At 73.4% G+C, this 22,956-nt stretch carries 20 protein-coding genes; 8 read left to right on the top strand and 12 right to left on the bottom strand.

All coding sequences use genetic code 11. The features are described 5' to 3' along the window. The first annotated feature begins 4 nt into the window (after nt 1-4). Nucleotides 5-1,282, top strand: coding sequence for a sensor histidine kinase (locus tag IF01_RS0123155; protein WP_030395428.1), 1,278 nt, complete (start codon nt 5-7; stop codon nt 1,280-1,282). A 1,200-nt stretch (nt 1,283-2,482) separates the two neighbouring features. Here the strand turns inward: IF01_RS0123155 and IF01_RS0123150 are convergent. Continuing rightward, nucleotides 2,483-2,887, bottom strand: coding sequence for an ATP-binding protein (locus tag IF01_RS0123150; protein WP_030395427.1), 405 nt, complete (start codon nt 2,885-2,887; stop codon nt 2,483-2,485). Nucleotides 2,888-2,963: 76 nt separating this feature from the next. Then, entirely contained in the window at nt 2,964-3,185 is a 222-nt protein-coding gene (locus tag IF01_RS0123145; protein ID WP_030395426.1) for a DUF6458 family protein, read from the bottom strand. 217 nt (nt 3,186-3,402) lie between these two features. On the opposite strand from IF01_RS0123145, the gene IF01_RS0123140 reads away from it, so the two are divergent. Both IF01_RS0123140 and IF01_RS0123135 read left to right on the top strand, forming a co-directional pair. After that, a complete protein-coding gene (locus IF01_RS0123140; RefSeq protein WP_157855320.1) occupies nt 3,403-4,071 on the top strand; it encodes a DUF6215 domain-containing protein in 669 nt (222 codons plus the stop codon). A 30-nt stretch (nt 4,072-4,101) separates the two neighbouring features. Continuing rightward, nucleotides 4,102-4,689 (top strand): hypothetical protein, encoded by a 588-nt coding sequence (locus tag IF01_RS0123135; RefSeq protein WP_157855319.1) that lies wholly within the window; start codon nt 4,102-4,104, stop codon nt 4,687-4,689. Between the two features lie 80 nt (nt 4,690-4,769). Here the strand turns inward: IF01_RS0123135 and IF01_RS0123130 are convergent, their stop codons facing one another. Beyond that, nucleotides 4,770-6,005: an MFS transporter gene (locus IF01_RS0123130; protein WP_030395423.1), complete on the bottom strand. Its 1,236-nt coding sequence runs from the start codon at nt 6,003-6,005 to the stop codon at nt 4,770-4,772. Nucleotides 6,006-6,093: 88 nt separating this feature from the next. On the opposite strand from IF01_RS0123130, the gene IF01_RS0123125 reads away from it, so the two are divergent. Further along, nucleotides 6,094-7,065, top strand: a complete 972-nt coding sequence (locus tag IF01_RS0123125; protein ID WP_030395422.1) for a helix-turn-helix domain-containing protein — start codon at nt 6,094-6,096, stop codon at nt 7,063-7,065. A gap of 602 nt (nt 7,066-7,667) precedes the next feature. Here the strand turns inward: IF01_RS0123125 and IF01_RS42200 are convergent. After that, the gene (locus IF01_RS42200; protein ID WP_037780822.1) at nt 7,668-8,036 is read right to left on the bottom strand and encodes a PRC-barrel domain-containing protein; all 369 of its coding nucleotides are present in this window, start codon (nt 8,034-8,036) and stop codon (nt 7,668-7,670) included. Between the two features lie 172 nt (nt 8,037-8,208). On the opposite strand from IF01_RS42200, the gene IF01_RS0123110 reads away from it, so the two are divergent. Continuing rightward, nucleotides 8,209-9,294 carry a mechanosensitive ion channel family protein gene (locus IF01_RS0123110; protein ID WP_078880223.1) on the top strand — a complete coding sequence of 362 codons (1,086 nt, stop codon included), beginning with the start codon at nt 8,209-8,211 and terminating at the stop codon, nt 9,292-9,294. 15 nt (nt 9,295-9,309) lie between these two features. On the opposite strand, the gene IF01_RS0123105 is transcribed toward IF01_RS0123110, so the two are convergent. Both IF01_RS0123105 and IF01_RS0123100 read right to left on the bottom strand, forming a co-directional pair. Then, entirely contained in the window at nt 9,310-11,604 is a 2,295-nt protein-coding gene (locus tag IF01_RS0123105) for an MMPL family transporter (RefSeq protein ID WP_030395418.1), read from the bottom strand. A 148-nt stretch (nt 11,605-11,752) separates the two neighbouring features. Further along, complete coding sequence (locus tag IF01_RS0123100; protein ID WP_030395417.1) at nt 11,753-13,390, bottom strand: ABC-F family ATP-binding cassette domain-containing protein; 1,638 nt, start codon at nt 13,388-13,390, stop codon at nt 11,753-11,755. Nucleotides 13,391-13,806: 416 nt separating this feature from the next. Between IF01_RS0123100 and IF01_RS0123095 the strand changes: the two genes are divergently transcribed. Further along, nucleotides 13,807-15,087 (top strand): cytochrome P450 family protein, encoded by a 1,281-nt coding sequence (locus IF01_RS0123095; RefSeq protein ID WP_030395416.1) that lies wholly within the window; start codon nt 13,807-13,809, stop codon nt 15,085-15,087. Between the two features lie 96 nt (nt 15,088-15,183). On the opposite strand, the gene IF01_RS0123090 is transcribed toward IF01_RS0123095, so the two are convergent. The 3 genes from IF01_RS0123090 to IF01_RS0123080 all read right to left on the bottom strand — a co-directional run bounded on the left by IF01_RS0123090 (nt 15,184) and on the right by IF01_RS0123080 (nt 18,307). After that, nucleotides 15,184-15,948, bottom strand: coding sequence for a glucose 1-dehydrogenase (locus IF01_RS0123090; RefSeq protein ID WP_030395415.1), 765 nt, complete (start codon nt 15,946-15,948; stop codon nt 15,184-15,186). Then, nucleotides 15,945-16,580: a TetR/AcrR family transcriptional regulator gene (locus tag IF01_RS0123085; RefSeq protein WP_030395414.1), complete on the bottom strand. Its 636-nt coding sequence runs from the start codon at nt 16,578-16,580 to the stop codon at nt 15,945-15,947. Before IF01_RS0123085 ends, IF01_RS0123090 begins: the two co-directional genes overlap by 4 nt. Before the next feature lie 176 nt (nt 16,581-16,756). After that, on the bottom strand, nt 16,757-18,307 hold the full coding sequence (locus IF01_RS0123080; RefSeq protein ID WP_078880221.1) for a TolB-like translocation protein: 1,551 nt from the start codon (nt 18,305-18,307) through the stop codon (nt 16,757-16,759). A gap of 325 nt (nt 18,308-18,632) precedes the next feature. On the opposite strand from IF01_RS0123080, the gene IF01_RS0123075 reads away from it, so the two are divergent. Next, nucleotides 18,633-18,866 (top strand): WhiB family transcriptional regulator, encoded by a 234-nt coding sequence (locus IF01_RS0123075; RefSeq protein WP_030395412.1) that lies wholly within the window; start codon nt 18,633-18,635, stop codon nt 18,864-18,866. Between the two features lie 70 nt (nt 18,867-18,936). On the opposite strand, the gene IF01_RS0123070 is transcribed toward IF01_RS0123075, so the two are convergent. Next, complete coding sequence (locus tag IF01_RS0123070) at nt 18,937-20,097, bottom strand: YncE family protein (protein ID WP_030395411.1); 1,161 nt, start codon at nt 20,095-20,097, stop codon at nt 18,937-18,939. A 192-nt stretch (nt 20,098-20,289) separates the two neighbouring features. On the opposite strand from IF01_RS0123070, the gene IF01_RS0123065 reads away from it, so the two are divergent. Then, nucleotides 20,290-21,495, top strand: a complete 1,206-nt coding sequence (locus IF01_RS0123065) for an amidohydrolase (protein WP_030395410.1) — start codon at nt 20,290-20,292, stop codon at nt 21,493-21,495. 52 nt (nt 21,496-21,547) lie between these two features. On the opposite strand, the gene IF01_RS0123060 is transcribed toward IF01_RS0123065, so the two are convergent. Next, nucleotides 21,548-22,567 carry a chitinase gene (locus tag IF01_RS0123060; protein ID WP_030395409.1) on the bottom strand — a complete coding sequence of 340 codons (1,020 nt, stop codon included), beginning with the start codon at nt 22,565-22,567 and terminating at the stop codon, nt 21,548-21,550. A 189-nt stretch (nt 22,568-22,756) separates the two neighbouring features. Beyond that, nucleotides 22,757-22,927, bottom strand: coding sequence for an MbtH family NRPS accessory protein (locus IF01_RS0123055; protein WP_157855318.1), 171 nt, complete (start codon nt 22,925-22,927; stop codon nt 22,757-22,759). Nucleotides 22,928-22,956 lie beyond the last annotated feature (29 nt).

Genomic DNA, 22,956 nt, shown 5'->3' with positions numbered 1-22,956 from the left:
GCGGATGGCCACGCGACTGTTCGACCCGCGGTCCCTGCGCTGGAAGGTCGCGGCCCTGGTCGCACTGGCCTGCTGCGCGGTCGCCGCTGTGATCGGGGTGCTCGTCCACCGGGCGGCGGACCGCAGCGCTGAGCGGGCCGGGCGCGAACTGGCGGCCGCGCAGGTGGCCGCGGCGCAGAAGGAGTTCTCGCTCACGGGCCGTCGTCCGGCCTTCGCGGACCTGCGGACCACGGCGGATCTGCCGGCACCGCTGGCGCAGGCCGTGGCCGACCTGCGGACGCCCGGAGCGCACGCGCTCTGGTACGACGTCAAGGCGCCCAACTGGTACTGGCTCTGGGCGGCGGCCCCGGTCGGCGAGGACCAGGTGATCGTCGTACGGACCGACATGAGTGCGCAGGTACGCAGTCTCCAACTGCTGGACCGCAGCATGGTCACCGCGGCACTCGCCGCGCTGCTGGTCGTCGTGCCCGTGGCCGCTCTCGTGGCGGAGCGGACGAACCGGCGGCTGAGCCGCGGTTCCCGTGCCGCCCGGCGGATCGCGGACGGGGACCTCGACGCCCGGATCGGCAGGCAGGGCCGGGCCCGGGACGAGATCACCGAGATCTCGGCGGCGGTGGACGCGATGGCTGCCGCGCTCCAGGCGCGGCTGGCCGCGGAGAAGCGCTTCACCGCCGATGTCGCCCACGAGCTGCGCACGCCGTTGATGGGCCTGGTCACGGCGGCGGGGCTGCTCCCGGAGGACGACGAGGCGGCGGTCCTGGTCCGCACCCAGGTGCTCGCCCTGCGGGTCCTGGTCGAGGACCTGCTGGAGGTCTCGCGCCTGGATGCCGGTGCCGAGCGGGCCCGGGTCGACGAGGTTCCGCTCGGCGAACTCGTCGCCCACGCGGCAGCGCAGGCCGGCGGCGAGACCCGGCTGCGGACGGAGGCCCCCGCCGTCGTCCCGACCGACCCGCGCCGGGTGGAGCGCATCGTCACCAACCTCGTGGCCAACGCCCACCGGCACGGCGCGCCGCCCGTCGAAGTCACCGTCACCGGTGCCCGGATCACGGTGCGCGACCACGGTCCCGGCTTCCCGGACGACCTCCTCGCCGACGGGCCGCAGCGCTTCCGCACCGGCGCGGCCGAACGCGGCCGGGGCCACGGACTGGGCCTCACCATCGCCGTCGGCCAGGCCGCGGTGCTCGGCGCCGATCTGACCTTGACGAACGCCCCGGACGGCGGCGCCCTCGCCACCCTCGCCCTGCCGCGTCCACCCGGCCCGACCCACCCCGAGGACGCCTGAACCCACCGTCCGGCAGCCGGTGCGGTGACCGTGAGCCCGCCGCGTCCGCGAGCCGCAGTCAGATGACTGATGTCCGCCGGGCCAGGGGTCGGCGAGAGTCATGGGCACCGGGCAGGACGAGGCCCCCGCAACGAGGCGGCGGCCAGGCTGGCCGAGGAGGGCGCGCGGTGCGCGTCGTCGGCCTGCTGTCCGCCGTTCCGCCGGGGACGCGCGGCCGTGGCCCCGGGCGTTCGGATGCGAGATGGGTTCGCCGTCGTGGCCGCCGTCGCTCTCGGTCGGCGGCTGCGCATCGGGGTCCGGAGACCGAGGGGCACCGCGTGTGGGCCTCGACGTACCGTCCCCGGCCGTCGGCCGGGTCCCGGTGCTCGCGGACGGCCGGATCCCCGAACTGCCGCTGGACGCCTATGTCCTCGATCCGCAGGGGCACAGCACGCTGCTGCGGTCGCCGGCGCTGCTGACCAGTGAGTGCATGGCCGGAGCGGGCCATCCGATGCCACCAGCGGCAGCAAGCGGACCGGCCCCCGCGGATCCCGGTCGCAACGACCGGCGTTACGGCATCGTCGACCCGGCCGGAGCGGCGGTCAACGGCTACCACCCGCCCCCGCAGGCGTCGCAGGAGCACCCTCCGCTGAGCCCGCAGCAGTTGGAAGCCCTGGCGGGGACACCGGACGGCGGGCCGGGCCCCGGCGGCGCCCCGGCGATCGGCCACCACGGTGCGGCGGCCGTCCGGATCACCGGAACGCGGGACTGTCCGTCGACAACCGGCGAAGTCGTGCAGGCGATCGCCGGGGCCGACATCGGGTGCAAGCAGGAGACCGGCCTGGTGGCCGTCTGGTACGCGGTCGAGTCCGCCTATCAGCAGGAGCTGATACAGAAGAACAAGAAGGCCCTCGACGATCTCCTCGGCAGGCGAGCCGACCAGCTGAAGAAGGCGCGGGACGTGCTGGCGGGCCGTCAGCTCTCATCCACTGTCGTCAGGGGTGGTCGGGGCACCCCGGGGACGGAGCGTGCAGCCACACACTCCTCCGGTCGAGTACGTCCTCGTCGGCGACTCCCGGCTCCGACCGACGTCCGGCTCCGACGCCCAGCTCCGACGTCCGGCTCCGACGCCCAGCTCCGACGCCCAGCTCCGACGCCCGACTCCGACCTCACGGCTCCGACAGCCGCTCGGAGCCCTCGGTGTCCGGCGTGGGGTACCGCTCATTCGCCCGGCCCGGGAGGGTGGAAGCACGCCGTGATGGTCTTGCCGTCGGCGTGCGGGTGGGTCTGCCAGTGGTCGGCCATGGCCGCCACCAGCGTCAGGCCCCTCCCGCCGGTCGCCTCGGGGTCCGCGTCCTGGGGCTGCGGGAGTGCGGGGTTGTGGTCGTGGACGCTCAGGCGCAGGCACCGGCCGTCCCAGGTGAGCACCAGCTCCGCGTCGCTTCGTGCGTGGATGTGCGCGTTCGTCAGCAGCTCGGACACCGCCAGCACGACCGCGTCCGCCACGGGTGTGTCACGGCCCCAGCCCAGGGTTCGCAGGTGCTTGCGCGCCCAGGCCCGGCCGTCGCTCACGGGTGCCGAGAGCGGTAGCCGTCGGGCCCATCCCACTGCTCCGAGTCTGGTCATGCCGACCCGTTCCTCCCTTCCCGCGTCCACCCGGGCGCTCCTTCGTCCGGCGCGATCGGCCCGTCCGACGGGCGCCTCATTCGTAGTAGCGCCGTTCCTCGACGACCTCGTCCGGTCCGACCCGACCTCCGTGGCGCCGGCGGCGGAGGACCGTCGCGTTGACGAGCAGGCCGAGCAGCCCGGCGACCAGCAGGATCCAGCCCACCATGTGCAGGTTCACGCCCGACGGCTCCCAGTCCACGGCGAAGGCCAGTACGGCGCCCAGCGCGGCCAGCAGGACGCAGCCTCCGATACCCACGGGATCACTTCCCTTCTCGTCCGGTCGTGGCTCGGGTGCCCCCGATCAGGGAAATGACACGGTCCTGCAGCGATTTCCTCTGTTCGCCGGTCCGGCCTTCCGGCCGGGACGGCTCCGCGCAAAAGCAGAGGTGTCCGTAGGGGCGGCATCCTATGATCATCCCGGCTCAACAGATCCCCGAACCGCGGTGGTCGAGCCGTACCGGACGGAGTCGTCCTTGACAGTCGGCAAGACCCGCAGGAACACCAAGGCCACGGTGACGACGGCCAAGGTGACGACGGCCGCACTGGCTGCTGCCGGACTCGGCGGAGTCACGTGGGTGATGACCGTCGCTCGTACGGAACAGGCCGAACCGCCGGCCGCATGCGTGGCTGCCCGGCCAACAGACCCGCCCGGCTACGCGGCCCTGTGCGCAGCGCTCAACCGACCCGACCTGCCTGCTCTGCTCGGCACGCCGAAGGACCGCGTTTCCATCGCTCAGCCCGCGCCGTTCGCCCTCGGCACCGCCATGGCGGAGGTACGCCTCGGCACCTATGTCGTCGCCCTGACCGAGAGCTCCACCACGATCGAGGAGATAGCCGGCACGCCTCGCTACCTGCCCCACTCGGTCACCCTTCTGGACCACCCGGCCCAGACCTACAGCACAGACGCCATGACCTTCGGGTCCGACGCCCGGGGGAAGGCCGGCTTCGGCATCGGCTCCCGCGTCGAGCACCTCATCGCCGCACAGGACCACGGGATCCCTGGCGGCCGGACCTTCGAGATCGCTGTCTTCCGGAACGACGGCCGGCCCGTCGACGACGCCACCGTTCGCCACGTTGCCGAAGCCGTGCTCCCCACCCTCCCGGGTTGGTCCGTCACACCCCCGACCTCACCCGGTAACTGACTTCCTGCGGTCCGGGTGTCCTGGCCTGCCATGAGCTCGACCCTGTCGAGGAGCTTGGAGCTGCCGACCGACGTCCTCGACAACCTCGACCTCACCAGCATCACCACCAACACACTCCACCCGGACCTCGCTCCGGGCGACCAGCCGCCCGCGATCGCCGGGACCGTCCTCTTCCAGAGCCACGTCCACGAGACCGGCACCGACCTGCCGGGCTTCGACAGCCTCGGCCAACGCCGGTGGTGGCGTCGGCTCGGCACCACCTACATCCAAGGCACACCGCCCCCTGCCGAAGCACTCACCCGCAGCTCACAGACCTGGCCCCCCACCCTCACTGCAGGCATCGTCCGCCGCCGGGAGCCCCACCTCCAACTCGCCGGCCACACCAGTGCCGTCAAGGCGGTGGCAGCCTTCGTCGCACTCGACGGCACCCCCCGCCTCGCCACCGCCTACAGTGACAGGACCGTGCGGATCTGGAACCCGCGCACGAGAACCGCACACAAACTGCCCCTGCCGGAACATGTCGACGCACTCGTGGAGTACCAAGGTCTGCTCGTCGCAGGAACCGATTCGGGCTACCTCGTTGTCGACATCTCGTCCGTACCCACCGACGCAGCATGACCGCCAGGACGGGCCCCATCTAAGTCGGGTAGCCGGGTCACGTTGCCGTGACCCGGGTACCCGACCAAGTAGACAGTCCGTCAGCGCATCCGCTCCAGCTTGAGCAGGCCGGGCACCGCCAGCAGCGAGAGCAGCAGCAGGAAGAGCCAGGGCAGGGCGGGGCCGCGGCTGAGCAGCAGGGTGAGCAGGCCGGGGGCGACCGCCTGGCCGAGGTTCCAGGAGAGCTGGTAGACGGCGAGGTAGCGGCCGCGCAGTGCCGGGTCGGCGAAGGCGACGCTGAGCTCCTCGCGGAACGGGGTGGCCATGGTCTCGGCGAGGTTGTAGACGAACATCGCGGCGTATAGCCCGGTGACGACAGCCCAGCCGGGGGTGGCGGCGACGGCGGCGAAGAGCGCGAAGGCCAGGGCGTTGACGAGCGAGGCGGCGGCGATCACCCGGGTTGCGCGGAACCGCTCCAGCCGCCCGGCCACCACGCTGCCGGTGAGTACCACCTGCAGCCCGTTGAGCACCAGCAGCGTGCCCGCCAGCCAGGCTTCGCGGTGCAGGCCCTCGGTGACGTAGACGGCGAGCAGCATGCTGAGGATCATCGAGCCGAAGACGAAGGTGAGGTTGACCGCCACCAGCAGCAGGTACCGGCGGTCGCGCAGCACCGTCAGGTAGCCGCCGGGTGCCGCGGCAGGCTCGGCAGCAGCAGGAGCGTCGGCAGCGGGGGCAGCCCCCGGCCGCCAGGTGGCGAGCAGTGCCGTCGCGACCACGTAGCTGGCCGCGTTGAGCACCACCAACAGCCGCAGTCCGCCGGTGCCGCCGTCGCCCACGAGGAGGGCGCCCAGCGCGCCGCCCAGGCCCATCCCGGTGTTGCGCAGCGTCTGCACCAGTGCGAACCAGCGGGTCCGCTCTCCCGAGGCGGCGGCGAGCACCACCAGGCCGGTGCTGGAGGTCCAGTACGCGACGTGGCCGATCTGGGCGAGCAGGCAGACCAGCACGATCTGCCAGAGCTGCCCGGCGAGCAGGTAGCCGCCGAACGCGACCGCGGACAGGGCGTTGCCGCCGGCCGCCACCACCCGGGCGCCGTACCGGTCAATCAGCGGGCCGACGCCGATCGCGGTGGGCAGGGCGAGCAGCCGCGCGGTGGTGACGGCAGCGCCGATCGCGGCGATTCCAAGGCCCGTACTGCGGGCGAAGTAGACCAGGGTGAAGGCGAGGACCAGTCCGGTGCCGAGGCTGTCGATGAGGTGGGCGCCGACCAGGCGGTTGCGGCCGGTGGTGGTCGGCAGGCCGAGGCGGTCGCGGAGCGGGGAGAGTGTTGCGGTGGTCATGGCACGAGCATTACTGGCATGATCATCGGCGGAAACGGATTCGATCCTGGTCGAATCCTCAGCTACCTGAACCCACCGGGAGCCCGCCGTGCTCGTCTGGGAGTTCTCCGCCCAGGACCTCGCCAGGACCAGGTTCGCCTGCTCGCCGCTCTCCGAGGTCGCCACCAGCGTCGAGGTGCTGAAGGAGCCGGGCCGACACGCCGTCCACCTGCCCTGGGTGCGGCAGGCCGGGCAGCGGCTGGCCGGCGTCGACTGGTCGCTGCTCTCCCAACTGGTCCGGCTGCCCACGGTGTACGTGCCGGACTTCCTCACCCCGGTCCCGGTCGACACCTCGCCCAGCATCGAACAGGCGGTGGCCGCGCTGGCCGCCACCGATCCGGCCGCGGTGCGCCGCGACCTCTCCCGGCTCACCGGTGAACTGCCGCCCCTGGTCGCCGAGCTGTACGGCGATCCGGAGGCCGGACTGGCCCGTCTGGCGGGCGAGGTCCTGGCGTACTGGGCGGCCGCGATCGCCCCGCACTGGCCGCGCATCCAGCGCCTCACCGAGGGCGAGATCCTGCGCCGGGCCCGCCAGATGTCGACCGGCGGCCCGGCCGCGCTCTTCGCCGACCTGCACCCGCAGGTGAGCTGGGAGCGCGACACGCTGAGGATCGGCCACCGGGTGGACGTGCAGCGGCGGTTGGACGGTGAACGCGGCCTGGTGCTGGCCCCCACCGTCTTCGCCTGGCCGGGTGTCTACTCGCAGCAGAACCCGCCCTGGCAACCCGGCCTGCTCTATCCGCCGCGCGGGGTGGCCACGCTCTGGGAGAACTCCGGCGCCGCCGTCCCGGACGGCCTGGCCCGGGTGATCGGCCGCACCCGTGCCCGGTTGCTGGCCGAGCTGGACAGCCCCGCCTCCACCGCCGAACTCGCCGCCCGGCTGGACCTGTCTGCGGCCAACGTGTCGCACCACCTCACCGCGCTGCGCGAGGCCGGCCTCGCCGCCCGCCACCGCACCGGCCGCACAGTCCTGTACGCCCGCACAGAAGCTGCCGAACTCCTCCTGAAGGTCCGTCACTGACCGAGAAGGCGTCCTGTCGTGGGGGCTGACGGTTGTGGATCGTTACGGTATCCCGCGTGTGACTGATCATTTCGAAATGAGTTCTGCTCAGGGGCCGGCAGTTGACAGGTCTGCGCGGCAGAGCGCTGCACCTGTCGGATGATCTTGTGCCTGACGACTTGTGGGAGCGGATGGATCCGCTGCCACCACGTCCGCCATGGTGCCGCGCTGTCCCGGGCGGCTTCCCGCGGAAGACCGTGCTGCTCTGCGTGGCATCGGCGAGCCGGGTCTTCGCCGACTCCTGGGTGGTGAAGCCCGACTCCTCCGACTGCTGCCCCGAGGCGTTGCGGTACCTGATCCGGTATTCGTGCGGGCACCTGCTCCAGCGGGACTCGGGGTGCTCGCACTCCTTGAAGAAGCTGCCCGTGCCGCGGACGAGACCTGTGGTTGCCATGACGGCTGACCTTCGGGAACCTGCTGACCTTTTGCTGACCCCGGATGGTCGGTCAAGCCCTTGAGCTGCGCCGAAACGTCGGAGCCGTGATAGCGGCCCCTGACCTTCGTGCAGGTCAGGGGCCGCTGCACGGTCCCTACGGCCCTCGGGCGTTCGCCCTCCGGGCCGGTCAGAAGCGGCGGCCGCCGTAGAACGGGCTGTAGTAGAGCGCGTAGCGGTCCTGGAAGTCCGGGCCGCGGTCGGTGTCCTCGACGCCCAGGGTGGGGCTGTGCTTGATGTCGTCCTTGGTGCGGTCGATGTAGACCTTCTGCTCGCCGATCTCGATCCGCATGACCGTGCCGGCGGGGAGCAGTACGAGGCGGCCGAAGATCCAGGGGCCGGTGTCGACGACCAGGTACTGCGAACCCATCGCCTCGGAGAGGCGGTCCACCTTGCCGACCGAGCCGTCCACGGCCTCCACGTGGAATCCGATGAGGTCGGTGCCGGCGGTGTGGCCGGAGGTGTCGCGGAACTGCCAGAGGTTGACGCCCTCGCTCATGTGTCCTTCTCCCTTCGGTCGTTGGTGCCGGTGCTGTGTACCGCTCGGGTGCCCCGGTCCGGCGGATCCATGCCACCTGTCCGTGGGGAGGTGTGGCCCGGCCCGGGTGGGAAAGGCGAGCGGCGGACCGGGCGCGGGGTGCCCGGCGGCGCGAGCGGACGGAGAGCGGGACATGGGGTGGAGTCCGGTACGACTGGCGGTGGCGGCCCTGGCGGCGGTGCTGGTCGCGTACGGCCTGGACCGGGCCGAGCGGGCCGTGGTGCGGCGGGTCACCGCCGACGGCGGGGCGACGGGCGTGCCGCGGGTGCTGGCGCGGTGCCGGCGGCCGTTGCTGGCGCTGACGGCGTGTCTGCTGCTGCTCGGCGCGCTGCCGTGGATCGACGCGCCGCCCGCCGCCCGGGACGCGCTGCGGCACCTGGTGGTGATCCTGGCGATCGCGGCCGGTGGCTGGCTGGGGGCCCGGGTGGTGGTGCTGCTGGTGAACGGCACGGTGCGGATCGCCGTACACCGCCGGGACCCGGCGTGGGCCGGTCGGGCGCGGACCCAGGCCGATCTGCTGGGCCGGATCTGCCAGGCCGTGGTGGCGCTGGCGACGCTGGGCGCGATCCTGATGACCTTCCCGGCGGTGCGCGGGGTCGGGACGAGTCTGCTCGCCTCCGCCGGACTGGTCGGTCTGGTGGCGGGGGTGGCGGCCCAGAGCACGCTGGGCAATGTCTTCGCCGGGGTCCAGATGGCGTTCGGGGACCTCGCCCGGATCGGCGACGTGGTCGTGGTGGCGGGCGAGTGGGGGACGGTGGAGGAGATCACGCTGACGGCGGTGGTGATCGCGACCTGGGACCAGCGGCGGATCGTCATGCCGATGTCGTACTTCGTGGGCCGTCCGTTCGAGAACTGGTCCCGCCGGACCAGCCGGATCACCGGCACGGCGCTGCTCCACCTCGACCACCACGCGCCGGTCGGGAAGCTGCGGGAGGAGTTCGACGCCTTCCTGTCCGGGCACCGGCTGTGGGACGGCGAGGGCAGCGCCCTCCAGGTGGTCGACACCACGCCCACCACCATCGTGGTCCGGGCGCTCGCCACCGCCGCGAACGCCGAGGACGCCTTCGAGCTGCGCTGCCAGCTGCGCGAGCACCTGATCGGGTACCTGGTCGAGAACCACCCGCACGCCCTGCCCCGCGTCGCCGTGACCGACGTGGCACCCGGCCCGGTCCCCCGCCGGTGGGGGACCGGGCCGGGGGACGGCACTCGGGGGACGTGATCCGAAAGGGAGGACCTAGACCTGCTCGCTCTCGCCCTCGGCGTCGATGTGGGGCAGGATCCGGTCGAGGAAGCGGGGGGTCCACCAGGCGGAGGCGCCGAGCAGGGTCATCACCGCCGGGACGAGCAGCAGGCGGACGATGGTGGCGTCCACCAGGACGCTGACCGCCAGGCCGAGGCCCATCATCTTGATCACGATGTTGTCGCTGACGATGAAGGCGGCGAAGACGCTCACCATGATCAGTGCGGCGCAGGAGATCACCCGGGCGGTGATCTCCAGGGCGTGCGCGACGGCGTCCTGGCTGCGGCCGGTGCGCAGCCAGGCCTCGTGCACCCGGGAGAGCAGGAAGATCTCGTAGTCCATGCTGAGGCCGAAGACGATCGCGAACATCATCATCGGTACGTAGCTCTCGATCGGGACCGTGCCGTTCACCCCGAGCGCCGGGCCGCCCCAGCCCCACTGGAAGACCGCCACCAGGACCCCGTAGGAGGCGGCGATCGACAGCAGGTTGAGCACGGCGGCCTTGACGGCGACCAGCAGGCCGCGGAAGACGGCGAGGATGATCAGGAAGGCGAGTCCGACCACCACCGCGATGATCAGGATCAGCCGGCTCGACACGATGTCCAGGAAGTCCACCTGGGCGGCGGTGTTGCCGGTGACGTAGGTCTCCGCGCCGGTGCCGGCGACCGAGTCCGGCAGCACGGTGTCCGACAGGCGGTTGACCAGGTCGGTGGTGGCCTGGTCCTGCGGCGAGGTGGTGGGGACGACGGTGTTGAACAGGACCAGGCCGTCCGGGCTGAGCTGCAGCGGGCCGACGCTCGCCGCGCCCGGCAGGCCGGTGAGGGACTGCTGCACGGCGCTCTGGACGCCCGGCCGGTTCTCGGCGGGAACGGCGCTCTGGTCGACCACGAGGGTCAGCGGGCCGTTCGAGCCGGGGCCGAAGGCCTCGGACATCAGGTCGTAGGCGCGCCGGTCGGTGAAGTCGCTGGAGTCGGCGCCGTCCCCGATGTGGCCGAGCTGGATGGAGAACAGCGGGATCGCCAGGATCCCCAGCGCGACCACGCCGGCGATCAGGTACCACCAGGGGCGCCCCTCGACCCGGCGGGCGTAGCGGTGCCAGACGCCGGTCTCGGCCCCGTCCTCTCCGTTGCTCTCGGCGATCGGGCGGCCGACGGTGATCCGGTCCATCCGGCGGCCGATCAGCCCCATCAGCGCCGGCAGCAGGGTGAGCGCGCCGAGGACCGCCGACACCACGGTGACCGCGGCGGCGATTCCGAGCTTGGCCATGAAGGAGATGCCCGACACCGACAGCCCGGACAGCGCGATGATCACGGTGCAGCCCGAGACCAGCACCGCCCGGCCGCTGGTGGCCACCGCCTGTCCGGCCGAGGACACCGGATCGACCCCGTCCATCAGGTTCTGTCGATGGCGGGTGAGCAGGAAGAGCGCGTAGTCGATGCCGACCCCGATGCCGATCATGGTGGCCAGGGTGGGCGCGACGGTTGCGAAGGTGGACAGCGCCGCGATCAGCCCCAGCACACCCAGGCCCACCACGGCCGCGAACAGCGCCGTCACCAGCGGCAGCCCGGCCGCGATCGCGCTGCGGAAGCCGATCAGCAGCACGACGATCGCCACCGCGAAGCCGATCACCTCGCTGAGGCGGTCGTCGGGTTCGGGCTGCGCCAGCTCGCCCAGCGGGCCGCCGTACTCGACCTGGACGCCGGCCTCCCGCAGCGGGGCCACCGCCGCGTCCACACCGTCCAGGTAGCTCGGGTCGAGCAGGGTCGGGTTGGTGTCGAAGCGGACCGTGATGTAGCCGGTCAGACCGTCCGCGGCCAGCGGCCCGCCGGGCGGGGCGGGCTGCCCGGCCGGCGGCAGCGGGCTCTGCGCGCCCAGCACGTGCGGCAGCTGCGACAGCGAGTCGACCACCTGGGACACCTGCGGGGCGAAGCCGGTCAGGGCCTGGGCGTCGTGCAGCACCACCTGGGAGCTGGTGCCGGCGGCGGCCGGCACGTGCGCCTGGAGGACCTGCTGACCCTGCTGCGCCTGGGAGCCGGGCAGCGAGAAGTCGTCCGAGTAGTCGCCGCCGACCGTCTTGTTCGCCGTCTGGACGGCGGCCAGCGCCACGATCCACAGCACGATGACCAGCACCGAGTGGCGGGCGCACCACTCGCCGAGCCGCCGCAGCCCCGAGCGCTTGGCCGGTGGCGCGGCGGCCGCCGAGGGGCCGCGGCGGCCGGACGACGGCGTGGACCGCGGGTCGGGCTTCGGGGCGGACCGCGGGTCGGGCTGCGGATCGGACGGCGGCATGAGCGGCTCCCGGTCTTCGGCGCGGTTGCGCATTGATCCGGAGCAGCGTCCCCGGGCCGCCGCGCGGAGCACGCCGTACTCGCCGGTAGTCGCCCCGTCGGCGGTGGTCGTCCCGGTACCGCTGCCGGGACGACCACCGCCGGGCGGGTCAGGACGCGGTGGGCACCGCCGCCTCCCGCAGTCCGCCGTCGGACAGGTGCAGCCGGCGGGTCACCCCGATCCGCTCCAGGAACCGCTCGTCGTGGCTGACCACCACGAACGCGCCCCGGTAGGCGGTCAGGGCACTCTCCAGCCGGCCGACGCTCACCAGGTCGAGGTTGTTCGTCGGCTCGTCCAGGAGCAGCAGGTGCGGTGCCGGGTCCGCGCACAGGACGCACGCGAGGGTGGCGCGCAGCCGCTCGCCGCCGGACAGCAGCCCGACCGGCAGCTGGGCGCCGGGGCCCCGGAAGAGGAAGCGGGCCAGCAGGTTCATCCGCTCGGCCTCCGGGCGCTCCGGGGCGAACGCGGCGAAGTTCTCGGCGACGGTGCGGTCCGGATCGAGCAGGTCCAGCCGCTGGGACAGCCGCGCGATCCGGCCCTCGGCCCGCCGGACCGTGCCGCCGTCCGGGGTCAGGCTCCCGTCGAGCAGTTGCAGCAGGGTGCTCTTGCCCGAGCCGTTGGACCCGGTCAGCGCGATCCGCTCCGGGCCCCGGACGGTCAGGTCGACACCGGGCTCGGCGAACAGCTCCCGCCCGCCGAGCCGGACCCGCAGCCGCTCGCCGAGGAACAGGGTGCGTCCGGCGGGCACCTGGGTGTCCGGCAGCTCCACCACGATCCGCTGCTCCTCGCGCAGCGCCCGCCCGGCCTCGTCGAGGCGTGCCTTGGCCTCGCCGACCCGGCCGGCGTGCACCTGGCCGGACCGTCCGGCGGACTCCTGGGCGCCGCGCTTCATGGTGCCGGCGAAGATCTTGGGCAGCCCGGCGTTCTTCAGGTTGCGGGCGGCGTTGCTCTGCCGGCGCTCGGCCCGCTCACGGGCCTGCTGCAGCTCCCGCTTCTCCCGCTTCAGGTCCTGCTCGGCGCTGCGGACGGTGCGCTCCGCGGCCTCCTGCTCGGCCCGGACGGCCTCCTCGTACGCGGTGAAGTTGCCGCCGAAGAAGTGCAGCCCGCCCCGGTCGAGCTCGGCGATCCGGTCCGTCCGGTCGAGCAGTTCGCGGTCGTGGCTGACCAGCAGCAGGCAGCCGTGGAAGTCGTCCAGCGCGTCGTAGAGCCGGTGCCGGGCGTCGCGGTCGAGGTTGTTGGTGGGCTCGTCGAGCAGCAGCACGTCGGGGCGCCGCAGCAACTGGCCGGCCAGGCCCAGCGAGACGATCTGGCCGCCGCTGAGGGTGCCGAGGTCGCGGTCGAGGGCGAGGTGGCCCAGGCCGAGGCGGTCGAGCCGGTCGCGGGTGCGCTCCTCGATGTCCCAGTCGTCGCCGATGGTGGTGAAGTGCCGCTCGTCGACGTCCCCGGACTCCACCGCGTCGATGGCCCGGATCACCTCGGCGACGCCCAGGACCTCGGCGACGGTGAGGCCGGCCGTGAGCGGGAGGGTCTGCGGGAGGTGGCCGAGGACGCCGTCGACGGTCACCGACCCGGCGGAGGGCCGCAGTTCACCGGCGAGGAGCCGGAGCAGGGTGCTCTTGCCGCTGCCGTTGGGGGCGACCAGGCCGGTCCGGCCGGGGCCGACGGCGAAGGAGAGGTCCTGGACGACGGGGGTGTCGTCGGGCCAGGAGAAGGACAGGTTGGTGCAGACGACGGAAGCGCCGGACATGGTGGTGACCTCGTGGAGTGACAGGGCGGGGGAGGACACACCCGCCCGGGGGCCGGACAAAGGGGAGGAGGGGACGACAGCCGGGCCGCGGCAGCGGTGCTTCGATGCACCGGCGAGCGGCCTGTCGGCTCCGGGTAATCACCCGGAGATGTCGTCGTCCACCACCATGTCCGGTCTCCTTGAGGACGTGATCAGGGGAAAGATCACAGAAAAGATCAACAGTCCCAGCAGGCTAACAGCCGGGGATGTCGGCCGCCACCCGATTTCCGGCGCCGGGGATCCCGAGAACCTGATGAACCGTCACCGTCCGTGCCACACAGGCCCTCTCGACGTGACCGGCGCGCGGCGGCATGCTCGTCCCCGTGCGTGGCGGCCCGATCGCCGCGTGCCTCCGTCACCCGACCGAAGGAGCCCCCGTGGAACGACTCGTGCTGGACCCGACCGGTCGCAATCGCGATGCCGAGACCGCCGAGCTGTTCGAGCGCGGGCCGGCGACGCCCGTCGACCTGCTGGGGGTGCGGGCCTGGGCGGTGGCCGACCCGGCGCTGCTGGAGGAACTGCTCAAGGACCCCCGGGTGTCCAAGGACGGCCTCCAGCACTGGCCGGACTTCGCCGAGGTCGTCCCCACCTGGCCGCTGGCGATCTGGGTGGCCGCCCGCAACATGTTCACCGCCCACGGCGCGGAGCACCGGCGGCTGCGCCGGCTGGTCGGCACCGCGTTCTCGGTCCGCCGGATCACCGCCATGACCGGGCAGGTCGAGCAGCTGACCGGCGCCCTGCTGGACGACCTGGCCGCGACGCCGCCCGGCACCCCCGTCGACCTGCGCGAACACCTCGCCTACCGGCTGCCGATCCAGGTCGTCGCCCGGCTGCTGGGACTCCCGGACGCTCTCACGGACAGCTTCCGCACCACCGTCGACCGGGTCTTCGACACCACCCGCACCACCGAGGAGGCCGTCGCCAACCTGACGGCCTTCTACGGCATGCTGGACGAGCTGATCGCCACCAAGCGCCGCGAGCCCGCCGACGACATGACCTCGCTGCTGATCGCCGCCCGCGACACCGGCGACGGGGAGGATGCGGCCGAGGGGGACAGCGGGGCGGAGCGGGACAGCGGGACAGCGGTGAACGCCGGCGCCTCGGCGCTGACCGAGGAGGAGCTGCGCGACACCCTGCTGCTCGTCGTCTCGGCCGGCTACGAGACCACCGTCAACCTGATCGACAACGCCATCGCCGCACTGCTCACCCACCCGGAGCAGCTCGCCCTGGTCCGGGCCGGCAAGGTCGGCTGGGGCGACGTGGTCGAGGAGGCGCTGCGCCGCGACGCGCCCGTGGCGCATCTGCCGCTGCGCTTCGCCGTCGAGGACATCGAGCTGCCCGGCGGGGTGGTGCTGCGGAAGGGCGACCCGATCCTGGCCTCCTACGCCGCCGCCGGCCGCCACCCCTCCCGCTACGGCGAGGACGGCGCCGTCTTCGATGTCACCCGCCCGGTCAAGGAGCACCTGGCCTTCGGCCACGGCCCGCACTTCTGCCTCGGCGCCCCGCTGGCCCGGCTGGAGGGGGCGACCGCGCTGCGGATGCTCTTCGAGCGGTTCCCGGACCTCGCCCTCGCCCCGGACGCCGACCTCCGGCCCGTCGAGTCGCTGATCTCCAACGGGCACCGCGAGCTCCCGGTCCTGCTCGACGGGGTGCGGTAGGCCGGCGGGCGGCGGACTCCCGCGCGCCCCGCCCGAACAGGGCCGGGACGCGGCGCGCGGGAGGGTCGGGTCAGGCGGCCCGACGGAGCGCCAGGCTCACTGCCCCATCACGTACTTGACGGTCGGCCCGGTGGTCCAGCCGCCGTCCACCGCGAGTTCGGCGCCGGTCACGTAGGAGGCGTCGTCGGACAGCAGGTACACCACGGCGGTGGCGATCTCGGGGGCCTCGCCGACGCGGGCCATCGGGGTGTTGGGGTAGTTGCCCTCACCCTGCTGGATGCCGACCGCCGCCGTCATCGGGGTGTAGGTCATGCCCGGGTGCACCGAGTTGACCCGGATCCGCTCGGTGCCCAGCTCGACCGCGCCGATCTTGCTGAGGCCGCGTACGCCCCACTTGGAGGCGCCGTAACCGGCGGTCAGGGCGAGGCCCATCAGGCCGGCCGCCGAGGAGATGTTGACGATCGAGCCGCCGCCGGCCGCGCGCATCGCCGGGACGACGGTCTTCATCCCGATGAACACCCCGGTCAGATTGACGTCCAGCACCTTGCGGAAGTACGCCACGCTCTCGTCCGCGAGCAGGGTGCCGGTGGAGATCCCCGCGTTGTTGACCAGGCCGTGCACCGCGCCGAACTCCGCCACCGCGTGGTCCACCACGCGCTGCCAGTCCTCCTCCGAGGTCACGTCGTGCCGTGCGAACCGGGCCCGCTCGCCGAGTTCGGCGGCGGTGGCCAGGCCGTCCTCCTCCAGCACGTCGGTGATCACCACATTGGCGCCGGCGGCGACGGCGAGCCGCGCCGCCTCGGCGCCGAGGCCGCGGGCGCCGCCGGTGATGATGACGGTCTTGCCGGTCAGGTCGTTCATGGCGTGCTCCTGGAGGGGGTGGGGGCGGAGAGCATGGCGGCGGACATCGTCACCAGGTCGGCGAGGAAGGTCTCCTCGTCCGTCAGGGGGGTGGACCCGGTGAGGTACTGCTGCGCCCGGTCGGCCAGTGCCGCGCCGACCAGGGTGAGGGCGAGGTCGAGCCGCTCCAGCCGGATCGGCTCCGGCAGGCCGGAGATCCGCTGCTCGGCCAGCTCGATCAGCCGCCAGTAGCCGCCGCCCGCGAGGGTGGGGTGCGGGGTCCGGGTGCGGACACCGCTGCTGTGGCTGATCTGGGCCGAGATCCGCAGGCAGTGCCGGCCCTGCTCGGTGCGCAGCTCGGTGGCCTCGGCGGTGACCAGGGCGTCGAGCAGTCCGGGGAGGTCCTGTTCCGCCAGGGTGGGGAGCCTGGGCGCGAGTGCCCGCTCGGTGCGCTCCTGGCGGGCGGCCATGATCGCGTCCAGCAGCCCTTCGCGGGAGCCGAAGTGGTACTGCACGGCGGACGGGTTGCTCTGTCCGGCCAGCCGGACGATGTCCTTGGTGAGCGAGGCTTCCACGCCCCGGGTGGCGAAGAGTTCCTCCGCCGCCCGGATCAGCCTCTCGCGGGTCTCGTGGCCCGCCGACGTCCTTGCCATGGGGCCAAGATTAATACTGGGCATTATTAATCGCAAAGCAGGCCGCCGCCCCGTCGGCGTGTCGGGGTCGGGAGGCGGGGGCGGGGCGGGGGCGGCCCTCGTTCCTGTCCCGACGGCAACGGGCCCGACCGGCCTGTGCGGCCGGTCGGGCCGTACTGAACGGCGCTCCCGGCCCGTCAGTCGTTCGCGTTCTCGCCCCGGTCGTCGCCGTCGCCCCGGTGGCGCCCGACGGACGTGCTGAAGACCTGGGAGTCCTCGGCCGCCGGAGCGTCGGTGCCGGCCACCAGGTTGCGGCTGGTCGAACCGAACACCACCGTGCGGCCCGCGGCGTCCACGAAGGGCTCCTGCGACGAGCCGTTGCCGAGCGAGCCGTCGGCGGCGGTGGAGACCCGCTCGGTGCGGCCGGTGCGCAGGTCCTGGCGGTAGACGTCCCAGTCCGCGTGCTGCGGGCCGGCCACCAGGTTGTCGGCGGCGGACTCGAAGTAGAGCCAGCGGTTGTCGGCGGTGATCGAGCCGTGGTCCGAGGAACCGACCGAGCTGGTGCCCGGCAGGCCGCCGCTGACCTTGGTCACGGTGCCCGTCCGCAGGTCCCGGACGTGGAGCACCGTGTGGTAGCGGTGGCCGTTGGTCGAGCCGCCGGGCTCGGCCAGGGTATAGATCGCGCGCCGCCCGTCGGGGCTGATCGTCGCCGCGAAGCTGGAGTTGCCCACGACGCCGTCGGTGCCCGTGCTCACCGGGGTCAGCCGCCCGGTGGGCACGTCGTAGACGTAGTAGACGGCGGAGGTCGGGTGGGAGGCGAGCGACTGCGCCGCCCCCGGTGGGGTGATCCGGCGAGCGGCCTCGGCGGCGCCCGGGGTCGCCTCCACGTCGGCGGGGTCGGGTGCCGGGGCCGGCTGGTCCTCCGGGAGCAGCGCCGAGAGCGAGGAGAAGCCGATGGTGCGGCCGTCCGCGCTGATCGTCGGGTGCACCGAGAGGCTCTCGCCCGGCTTGCCGTTGAAGTCCCGGGAGATCAGCCGGGTGGTGTGGGTCCGCCGGTCGGTGAGGTAGACGTTGTACTTCCAGGTGTACGGCCGGGCCAGCGACGGGTCGGCGCCGGTGGCCGGGGGCTCGGTGTCCACCACGGTCGGGTCCAGGTCGGTCCGGGAGGACACGAACGCCACGTACCGGCCGTCCGCGCTGATCGAGGGCGCGTAGGAGGAGTGGTACTGGTCGGTGTCGGTCCCGGCGGCGCTGCCGCTGATCAGCTCGGTGCGCCCGGTCCAGCGGTCGCGCAGGTACACCTCGGTCCGCCCGGTCACCCGGGCGCCTGGGGCCACGCCCTCGGCCTCGCTGTCGAAGGCGACGTAACGGCCGTTGGCGTTGATCGCGACGTAGTCGGTGAAGCCGTTCAGCGGCTCGTCCGCGTCGGAGAGGTTGACCCGCTCGGTGCGCCCGTTGCGCAGATCGGTCACATAGGCGTCGCGTCCGCCCTTCGAGGGCTGCCCGACCAGGTTCGTGCCCCAGGAGGTGAACAGGGCGTAGCGGCCGTCCGCGCTGATGCCCTGGCTGAACGACTGCCCGTCGGGGGCGGTGCCGTTCACCCCGGTGCTGATCTGGACGGTACCGCGCGCCACCGGCCGGGCCAGGGCCTGGGCCGGGGCGGCGGTGGCGGCGATCACGGCGGCCGCGGCCAGCACTCCGCCGCCCGCGAGCCATCGGTTGCGGGACGTCCGGCTGGTACGTGTCATCAAGGCTTCCCCTCGGTTGGCCCGGCCGGGCTCCCTCCCGGTGGCGGGCTTTCCGGGAAAGCCAATCCTCCGGGCGGCCGGTCGTCAACGACCGAGGGGGATCCGAAGCGGAAGATACGTCAACTGACTTATAGGACAGAGTGATTGCTCGATCCGGGGGCCGGTCGACGTTCGGCGCCGGACCGGCCGCCCTTGCCCGGCGAGCTGCCGCACCGCCGCGAGGTCCCCGGCCGCTCCTGCCGCGCCCGGCGGCCGATGTCACAAACGCCGCCCCTGCGCAGTCATGGAGGAGGAGACCGCGAGAACGGAGTGCACCGTGCGGGAGATGAACTGGCGTGCGTCGGCCGGATGCCGGGGCACGGACCCCGAACTCTTCTTCCCCATCGGGAGCGGCACCAGCTTCCCGACCGTCGCGCAGAACGAGGAGGCGAAGGCCGTGTGCGGCCGCTGTCCGGTGGCGCGGGAGTGCCTGGACTGGGCGCTGAACGTCGCCGTGGAGGGCGTCTGGGGCGGGACGACGGAAGCCGAACGCCGGGCGATCCGCCGGCGCAGCGCGTGAACCCGCCGCACGGCGGTGGGGAGCCGAGCCGGCCGGGAGCGGAGCCGGCCGTGGGGACCGGGACGCTCCGTCAGGGGCGGTCCGGGAGGACGGCGACGGCGAGCGGGAGGTGGCCGACGGGGAGGCGGGTGGTGCGGCCGGTGGCGGTGTCGACGACGGTGAGCCCGTCCCAGCCGCCCTCGCGGGTGAAGCCGCCGGAGACGTAGGCGGTGCGGGCGTCGGGGGACAGGGTGACGGTCTCGTGCGGGCCGTCCAGCGGGACCAGGCGCTCGCTGCCGTCGGGGGCGCGGACGGTGAGGGACGGTCCGGCGTCGGCGGCGGGGTCGATCGGGCCGGTGCCGACGATGTAGAGGGTGCCGTCGGGGGCGGCGGTGACGCCGTGCTGATGGGTGTTGGCGGTCATCGGCTCGACGGTGACCCGGCCGGTGGACGGGTCGACCACGGCGAGGCGCTCGCCCTCGAAGGGGAGCAGCAGCGCGCCGTCGGAGGGGCGGACGGCGGTGTAGTGCGGCTTCAGCCAGGAGCCGAGCCCGCCCTCGGTGCCGTACGGCGCGACCTCGGTCCGGCGGGTGGCCCACGTGGCGGTGTCGACCGTGGTGACGTCGAAGGAGTCGTGGTCGGTGACGTAGACCTGGCGTCCGTCGGCGGAGACGTCCACGTCGAAGGGCCGGCGGCCGACCGGGACGACCTGGACGACCGTCCGGGTCGCGGTGTCGACGACCTCCAGGGTGCCGTTGCCGCCGGGCACGTTGACGCCGACGTAGGCGCGGGCGCCGTCCGGGGAGAGCGCGATGCCCATGCCGCCGCCCCGGTACTCGCCGGTGGTGACCGGCCCGGTGCGGGTGGTGTGGGGGACCAGGGCGACGCGGGTGCGGGTCCGGGTGTCGACGGCGGCGACGCCCTCGGCGGTGGCGACCCAGGCGGTGCCGTCGGGTGCGACGGCGAGGCCGTACGGGGCGGTGCCGACGCGGACGGAGCCGAGGTCGGCGGCGCGGCCCGGGCGGGCGGGGTCGACGAAGGTGACGGTGTCGGCGCCGAAGTCGGTGACGAGGAGGGTGGGGGAGGAAGCCCCGGCCGTGGCTGCGGCTGTGGCTGTGGTCGGTGCGCTGGACGTGGGCGTGGCGGTGGGCGCGGGCGCGGCTGTGGGGGCCGGGCTGCCGCAGGCGGCGAGCAGGGTTGCGGTCAGCGCGGTCAGGACAGCGGTGCGGGCGAGTGCGGCGCGGGTGGTCACGGCTCCTCCTCGGACTGGGCCGCCTCCCACCCTCCGTCATCGGGCGCCGGCGGGGAATCGGCGGCTCGGCCCGTCCGGGGGCGACGGTCGGTGGACGGCCGTGTCGTCCGATCGGTCGATCCCCCGGCCGGGAATCGGCGGGACACTGGACGTTTCCCGTCCTCAGCGCCCCCTGACCGAGAGGCTGACCCCATGGCCGCCCCCGCCGTCACCGTGTTCCGCGACGTCCGCCCGTACGGCGCCGAACGGGCCGTCGACCTGGTCGCCGTCGACGGCCTGCTGGTCGACCGGCTGCCGGAGGGCGCCGAGCCGGAGGTGGTCGACGGCGCCGGCCGGATCGCGCTGCCCACCCTGGTGGACGCACACATCCACCCGGACAAGACCGCCTGGGGCGAGCCCTGGTACAGCCGGCGCCCGGCCGGTTCGCTGCCCGAGTACGTGGAGGGCGACGTCGACCTCCACCGGCACCAGCGCACCCCGCTCGCCGAGCGCGCCCACCGGCTGCTCGCCCACGCCGTGGCCTCCGGCACCCGGGCCGTCCGGGCGCACGTGGACGTCGCGCCCGCGTTCGGCCTGGCCGGGGTGACCGGTCTGGCCGAGGCACGGGAGCGGCTGGCCGGGGCGCTGGACGTCCAGCTGGTCGCCTTCCCGCAGCACGGCGTCCGCCGCACCCCCGGGGCGGGGGCGTTGCTGGCCGAGGCGGCGGCGGGCGGGCTGATCGACGCGGTCGGTGGCATCGACCCGGACGGGTTCGACGGCGGTCCGGACGGCGAGGGCCCGGCCCAGCTCGACCTGGTCTTCGGTCTGGCCGAGCGGTACGGCTTGCGGCTGGACGTCCATCTGCACGACCGGGGCGACCGGGGACTCGCCCCGCTGCGCGACATCGCCGCGCGGACCAGGGCGGCCGGTCTGGCCGACCGGGTGGTGGTCAGCCATGCCTTCTGCGTCCCGGAGTTGGGCGGCGAGCGGTTCGACGAGCTCGCCGAGCTGCTCGCCGGGTCCGGCGTCGGGCTCACCACCGTCGCCCCCTCGGCGCACCAGGTCCTGCCGTTCCGTGAACTCCGGGCGCACGGCGTGCGGGTGGGCCTGGGTTCGGACGGCGTGCGGGACTCCTGGAGCCCGTTCGGCAACGCGGACATGCTGCACCGGGCCCACCTGCTCGGCTGGACGACCGACGCCCGCACGGACGAGGAGCTGGCCGCGTGCTTCGCGCTGGCCGCCGACGGCGGTGCCGAGCTGCTCGACCTGCCGGGGGTCACCCTGGAGCCGGGTTCGCCGGCGGACTTCATGCTGGTGTCCGGCGAGTGCCTCCCGCAGGTCGTCGTCGACCTGCCGCCGCGCGAGCTGGTGGTCCGGGCCGGCCGGGTGGTCGCCAGGGACGGCCGCTACCTGGGCTGACCGGTCGGGGGCGCGGCTGCGGCGGACCGGCCGCCGCCCCCCGGCCGGGGGCTCAGCCCTGGTACTGGACGACGATCTTCGTGAACTCGTACGGGGACTGCGCGACGCCGCTGCACGCGTCGGCGTCGGTGCCCGAGCCGCAGGCGCGGTCGCGGTTGACGGACCAGAAGGCGTACCGGGCGATGTGGTGCTGCTGGGCGTAGCCGAGCAGGGTGCGGAAGTCGGCGGTGGTGACGGTCTCGCCGGCCTCGTCGGTCTTCCCGTTCATCGAGGACACCCCGATGTGCCGGTAGGCGGCGTCGTCGCTGTAGCCGTAGGCGCTCTTCACCGCCGCCTTGAGGCCCTCCAGGGCGCCGACCGAGGCCTGCCCCATGGTGCCGCTGTGGCCGCCGAAGTCGAACGGCATGACCACCCAGCCGTCGTTGGCGAGGCCGGCCGCCGCGCCGCGCTTGATGAGGTCCTTGCCGGTGGCGTCCGGGCCGGTGGGCGTGGTGCCCATGGTGATGTAGGTGACCAGGCCGGGGTTCTTGGTCTTGACGATCTTCAGGGCGTCGACCACCCGCTGACGGACCGTCGCGTTCCCGAACTCGGTGTCCTCGATGTCGATGTCGAAGGCCTTGAGCTTGTAGGCGTCGATGACCTTCTGGTAGGCGCCGGCGAGCGCGCTCGCGCTGGAACACTTCTCGCCCAGCTTGTTGCCGCTCCACCCGCCGACCGAGACCACCACATCGCCGCCGGCCGCCCGGATCGACTTGATCGCGGCCTCGTCGGAGCCCCCGGTGAGCGGCCGGCTGCCGTCCCACTTCGGGTTGCACCCGCCGTCGGAGAGGATGAAGGCCAGCGTGAACCACTTGACGCCGGTCGCCTTCATCACGTCCGTCGGCTTCTGCGGGTTGCCCCAGCCGAGGTACTCGTAGGGCGCGGCGGCCATCCCGGGCGCGGCCGCGACGGCGGGGTTCGCGACGGCCGGGTCCGCCGCGGCGGAGGCCACCGGGGCCAGCAGGAGGCCGGCCGGACCGAGGGTGGCGGCCAGCAGCGGGGCGGTGAGGCGGACTCCGATGGTCTTGCGCATGCCAACTCGCTTTCGTCGATCCGCCGCACGGGGCTGACGGCAGCTCAGGGGGAGGTGGAGGACCGCCCGCGGCGGACGACGACGGCGCCCGCGGCGGGTGTCTCACAGAATCGGGGTCCCGGGCCGCGGGGTCAATGGATTTGGTTAGGAAAGTTTCCGAATGGTTCGAGGAGACGTGAAGGGCGCCCCTCAGGAGCGCGGCGGAAGCGGGCGGACGTCGGGCCGGGTCGCGTCCACGTGGGCCGCGCAGGACTCCTCGGTGCCGGTGAAGCCGGTGGGGTGCCAGCCGGCGGGGGCGGGGCGGTCGGCGGGGTGGAGGGCGTGCTGCTGTTCGTCGTTGACCAGGACGGTCCATTGCACGATGGGCTCCAGGGGCGAGCAGGGGAGGG

Source organism: Kitasatospora purpeofusca (assembly GCF_000718025.1).
Lineage (GTDB): Bacteria > Actinomycetota > Actinomycetes > Streptomycetales > Streptomycetaceae > Kitasatospora > Kitasatospora purpeofusca.
The sequence above is the reverse complement of the archived record's forward strand: the minus strand, read 5'-3'. Positions and strand labels throughout refer to the sequence as shown.

Excerpts from the sequence above, each read along its gene's own strand:
- IF01_RS0123090 (WP_030395415.1), bottom strand. The coding sequence starts at position 15,948 with ATGAACGACCTGACCGGCAAGACCGTCATCATCACCGGCGGCGCCCGC.
- IF01_RS0123105 (WP_030395418.1), bottom strand. The coding sequence starts at position 11,604 with ATGCCGCCGTCCGATCCGCAGCCCGACCCGCGGTCCGCCCCGAAGCCC.
- IF01_RS0123150 (WP_030395427.1), bottom strand. The coding sequence starts at position 2,887 with ATGACCAGACTCGGAGCAGTGGGATGGGCCCGACGGCTACCGCTCTCG.
- IF01_RS0123065 (WP_030395410.1), top strand. The coding sequence starts at position 20,290 with ATGGCCGCCCCCGCCGTCACCGTGTTCCGCGACGTCCGCCCGTACGGC.
- IF01_RS0123080 (WP_078880221.1), bottom strand. The coding sequence starts at position 18,307 with ATGACACGTACCAGCCGGACGTCCCGCAACCGATGGCTCGCGGGCGGC.
- IF01_RS0123130 (WP_030395423.1), bottom strand. The coding sequence starts at position 6,005 with ATGACCACCGCAACACTCTCCCCGCTCCGCGACCGCCTCGGCCTGCCG.
- IF01_RS0123135 (WP_157855319.1), top strand. The coding sequence starts at position 4,102 with ATGAGCTCGACCCTGTCGAGGAGCTTGGAGCTGCCGACCGACGTCCTC.
- IF01_RS42200 (WP_037780822.1), bottom strand. The coding sequence starts at position 8,036 with ATGAGCGAGGGCGTCAACCTCTGGCAGTTCCGCGACACCTCCGGCCAC.
- IF01_RS0123060 (WP_030395409.1), bottom strand. The coding sequence starts at position 22,567 with ATGCGCAAGACCATCGGAGTCCGCCTCACCGCCCCGCTGCTGGCCGCC.
- IF01_RS0123075 (WP_030395412.1), top strand. The coding sequence starts at position 18,633 with ATGAACTGGCGTGCGTCGGCCGGATGCCGGGGCACGGACCCCGAACTC.
- IF01_RS0123155 (WP_030395428.1), top strand. The coding sequence starts at position 5 with ATGGCCACGCGACTGTTCGACCCGCGGTCCCTGCGCTGGAAGGTCGCG.
- IF01_RS0123085 (WP_030395414.1), bottom strand. The coding sequence starts at position 16,580 with ATGGCAAGGACGTCGGCGGGCCACGAGACCCGCGAGAGGCTGATCCGG.
- IF01_RS0123100 (WP_030395417.1), bottom strand. The coding sequence starts at position 13,390 with ATGTCCGGCGCTTCCGTCGTCTGCACCAACCTGTCCTTCTCCTGGCCC.
- IF01_RS0123110 (WP_078880223.1), top strand. The coding sequence starts at position 8,209 with ATGGGGTGGAGTCCGGTACGACTGGCGGTGGCGGCCCTGGCGGCGGTG.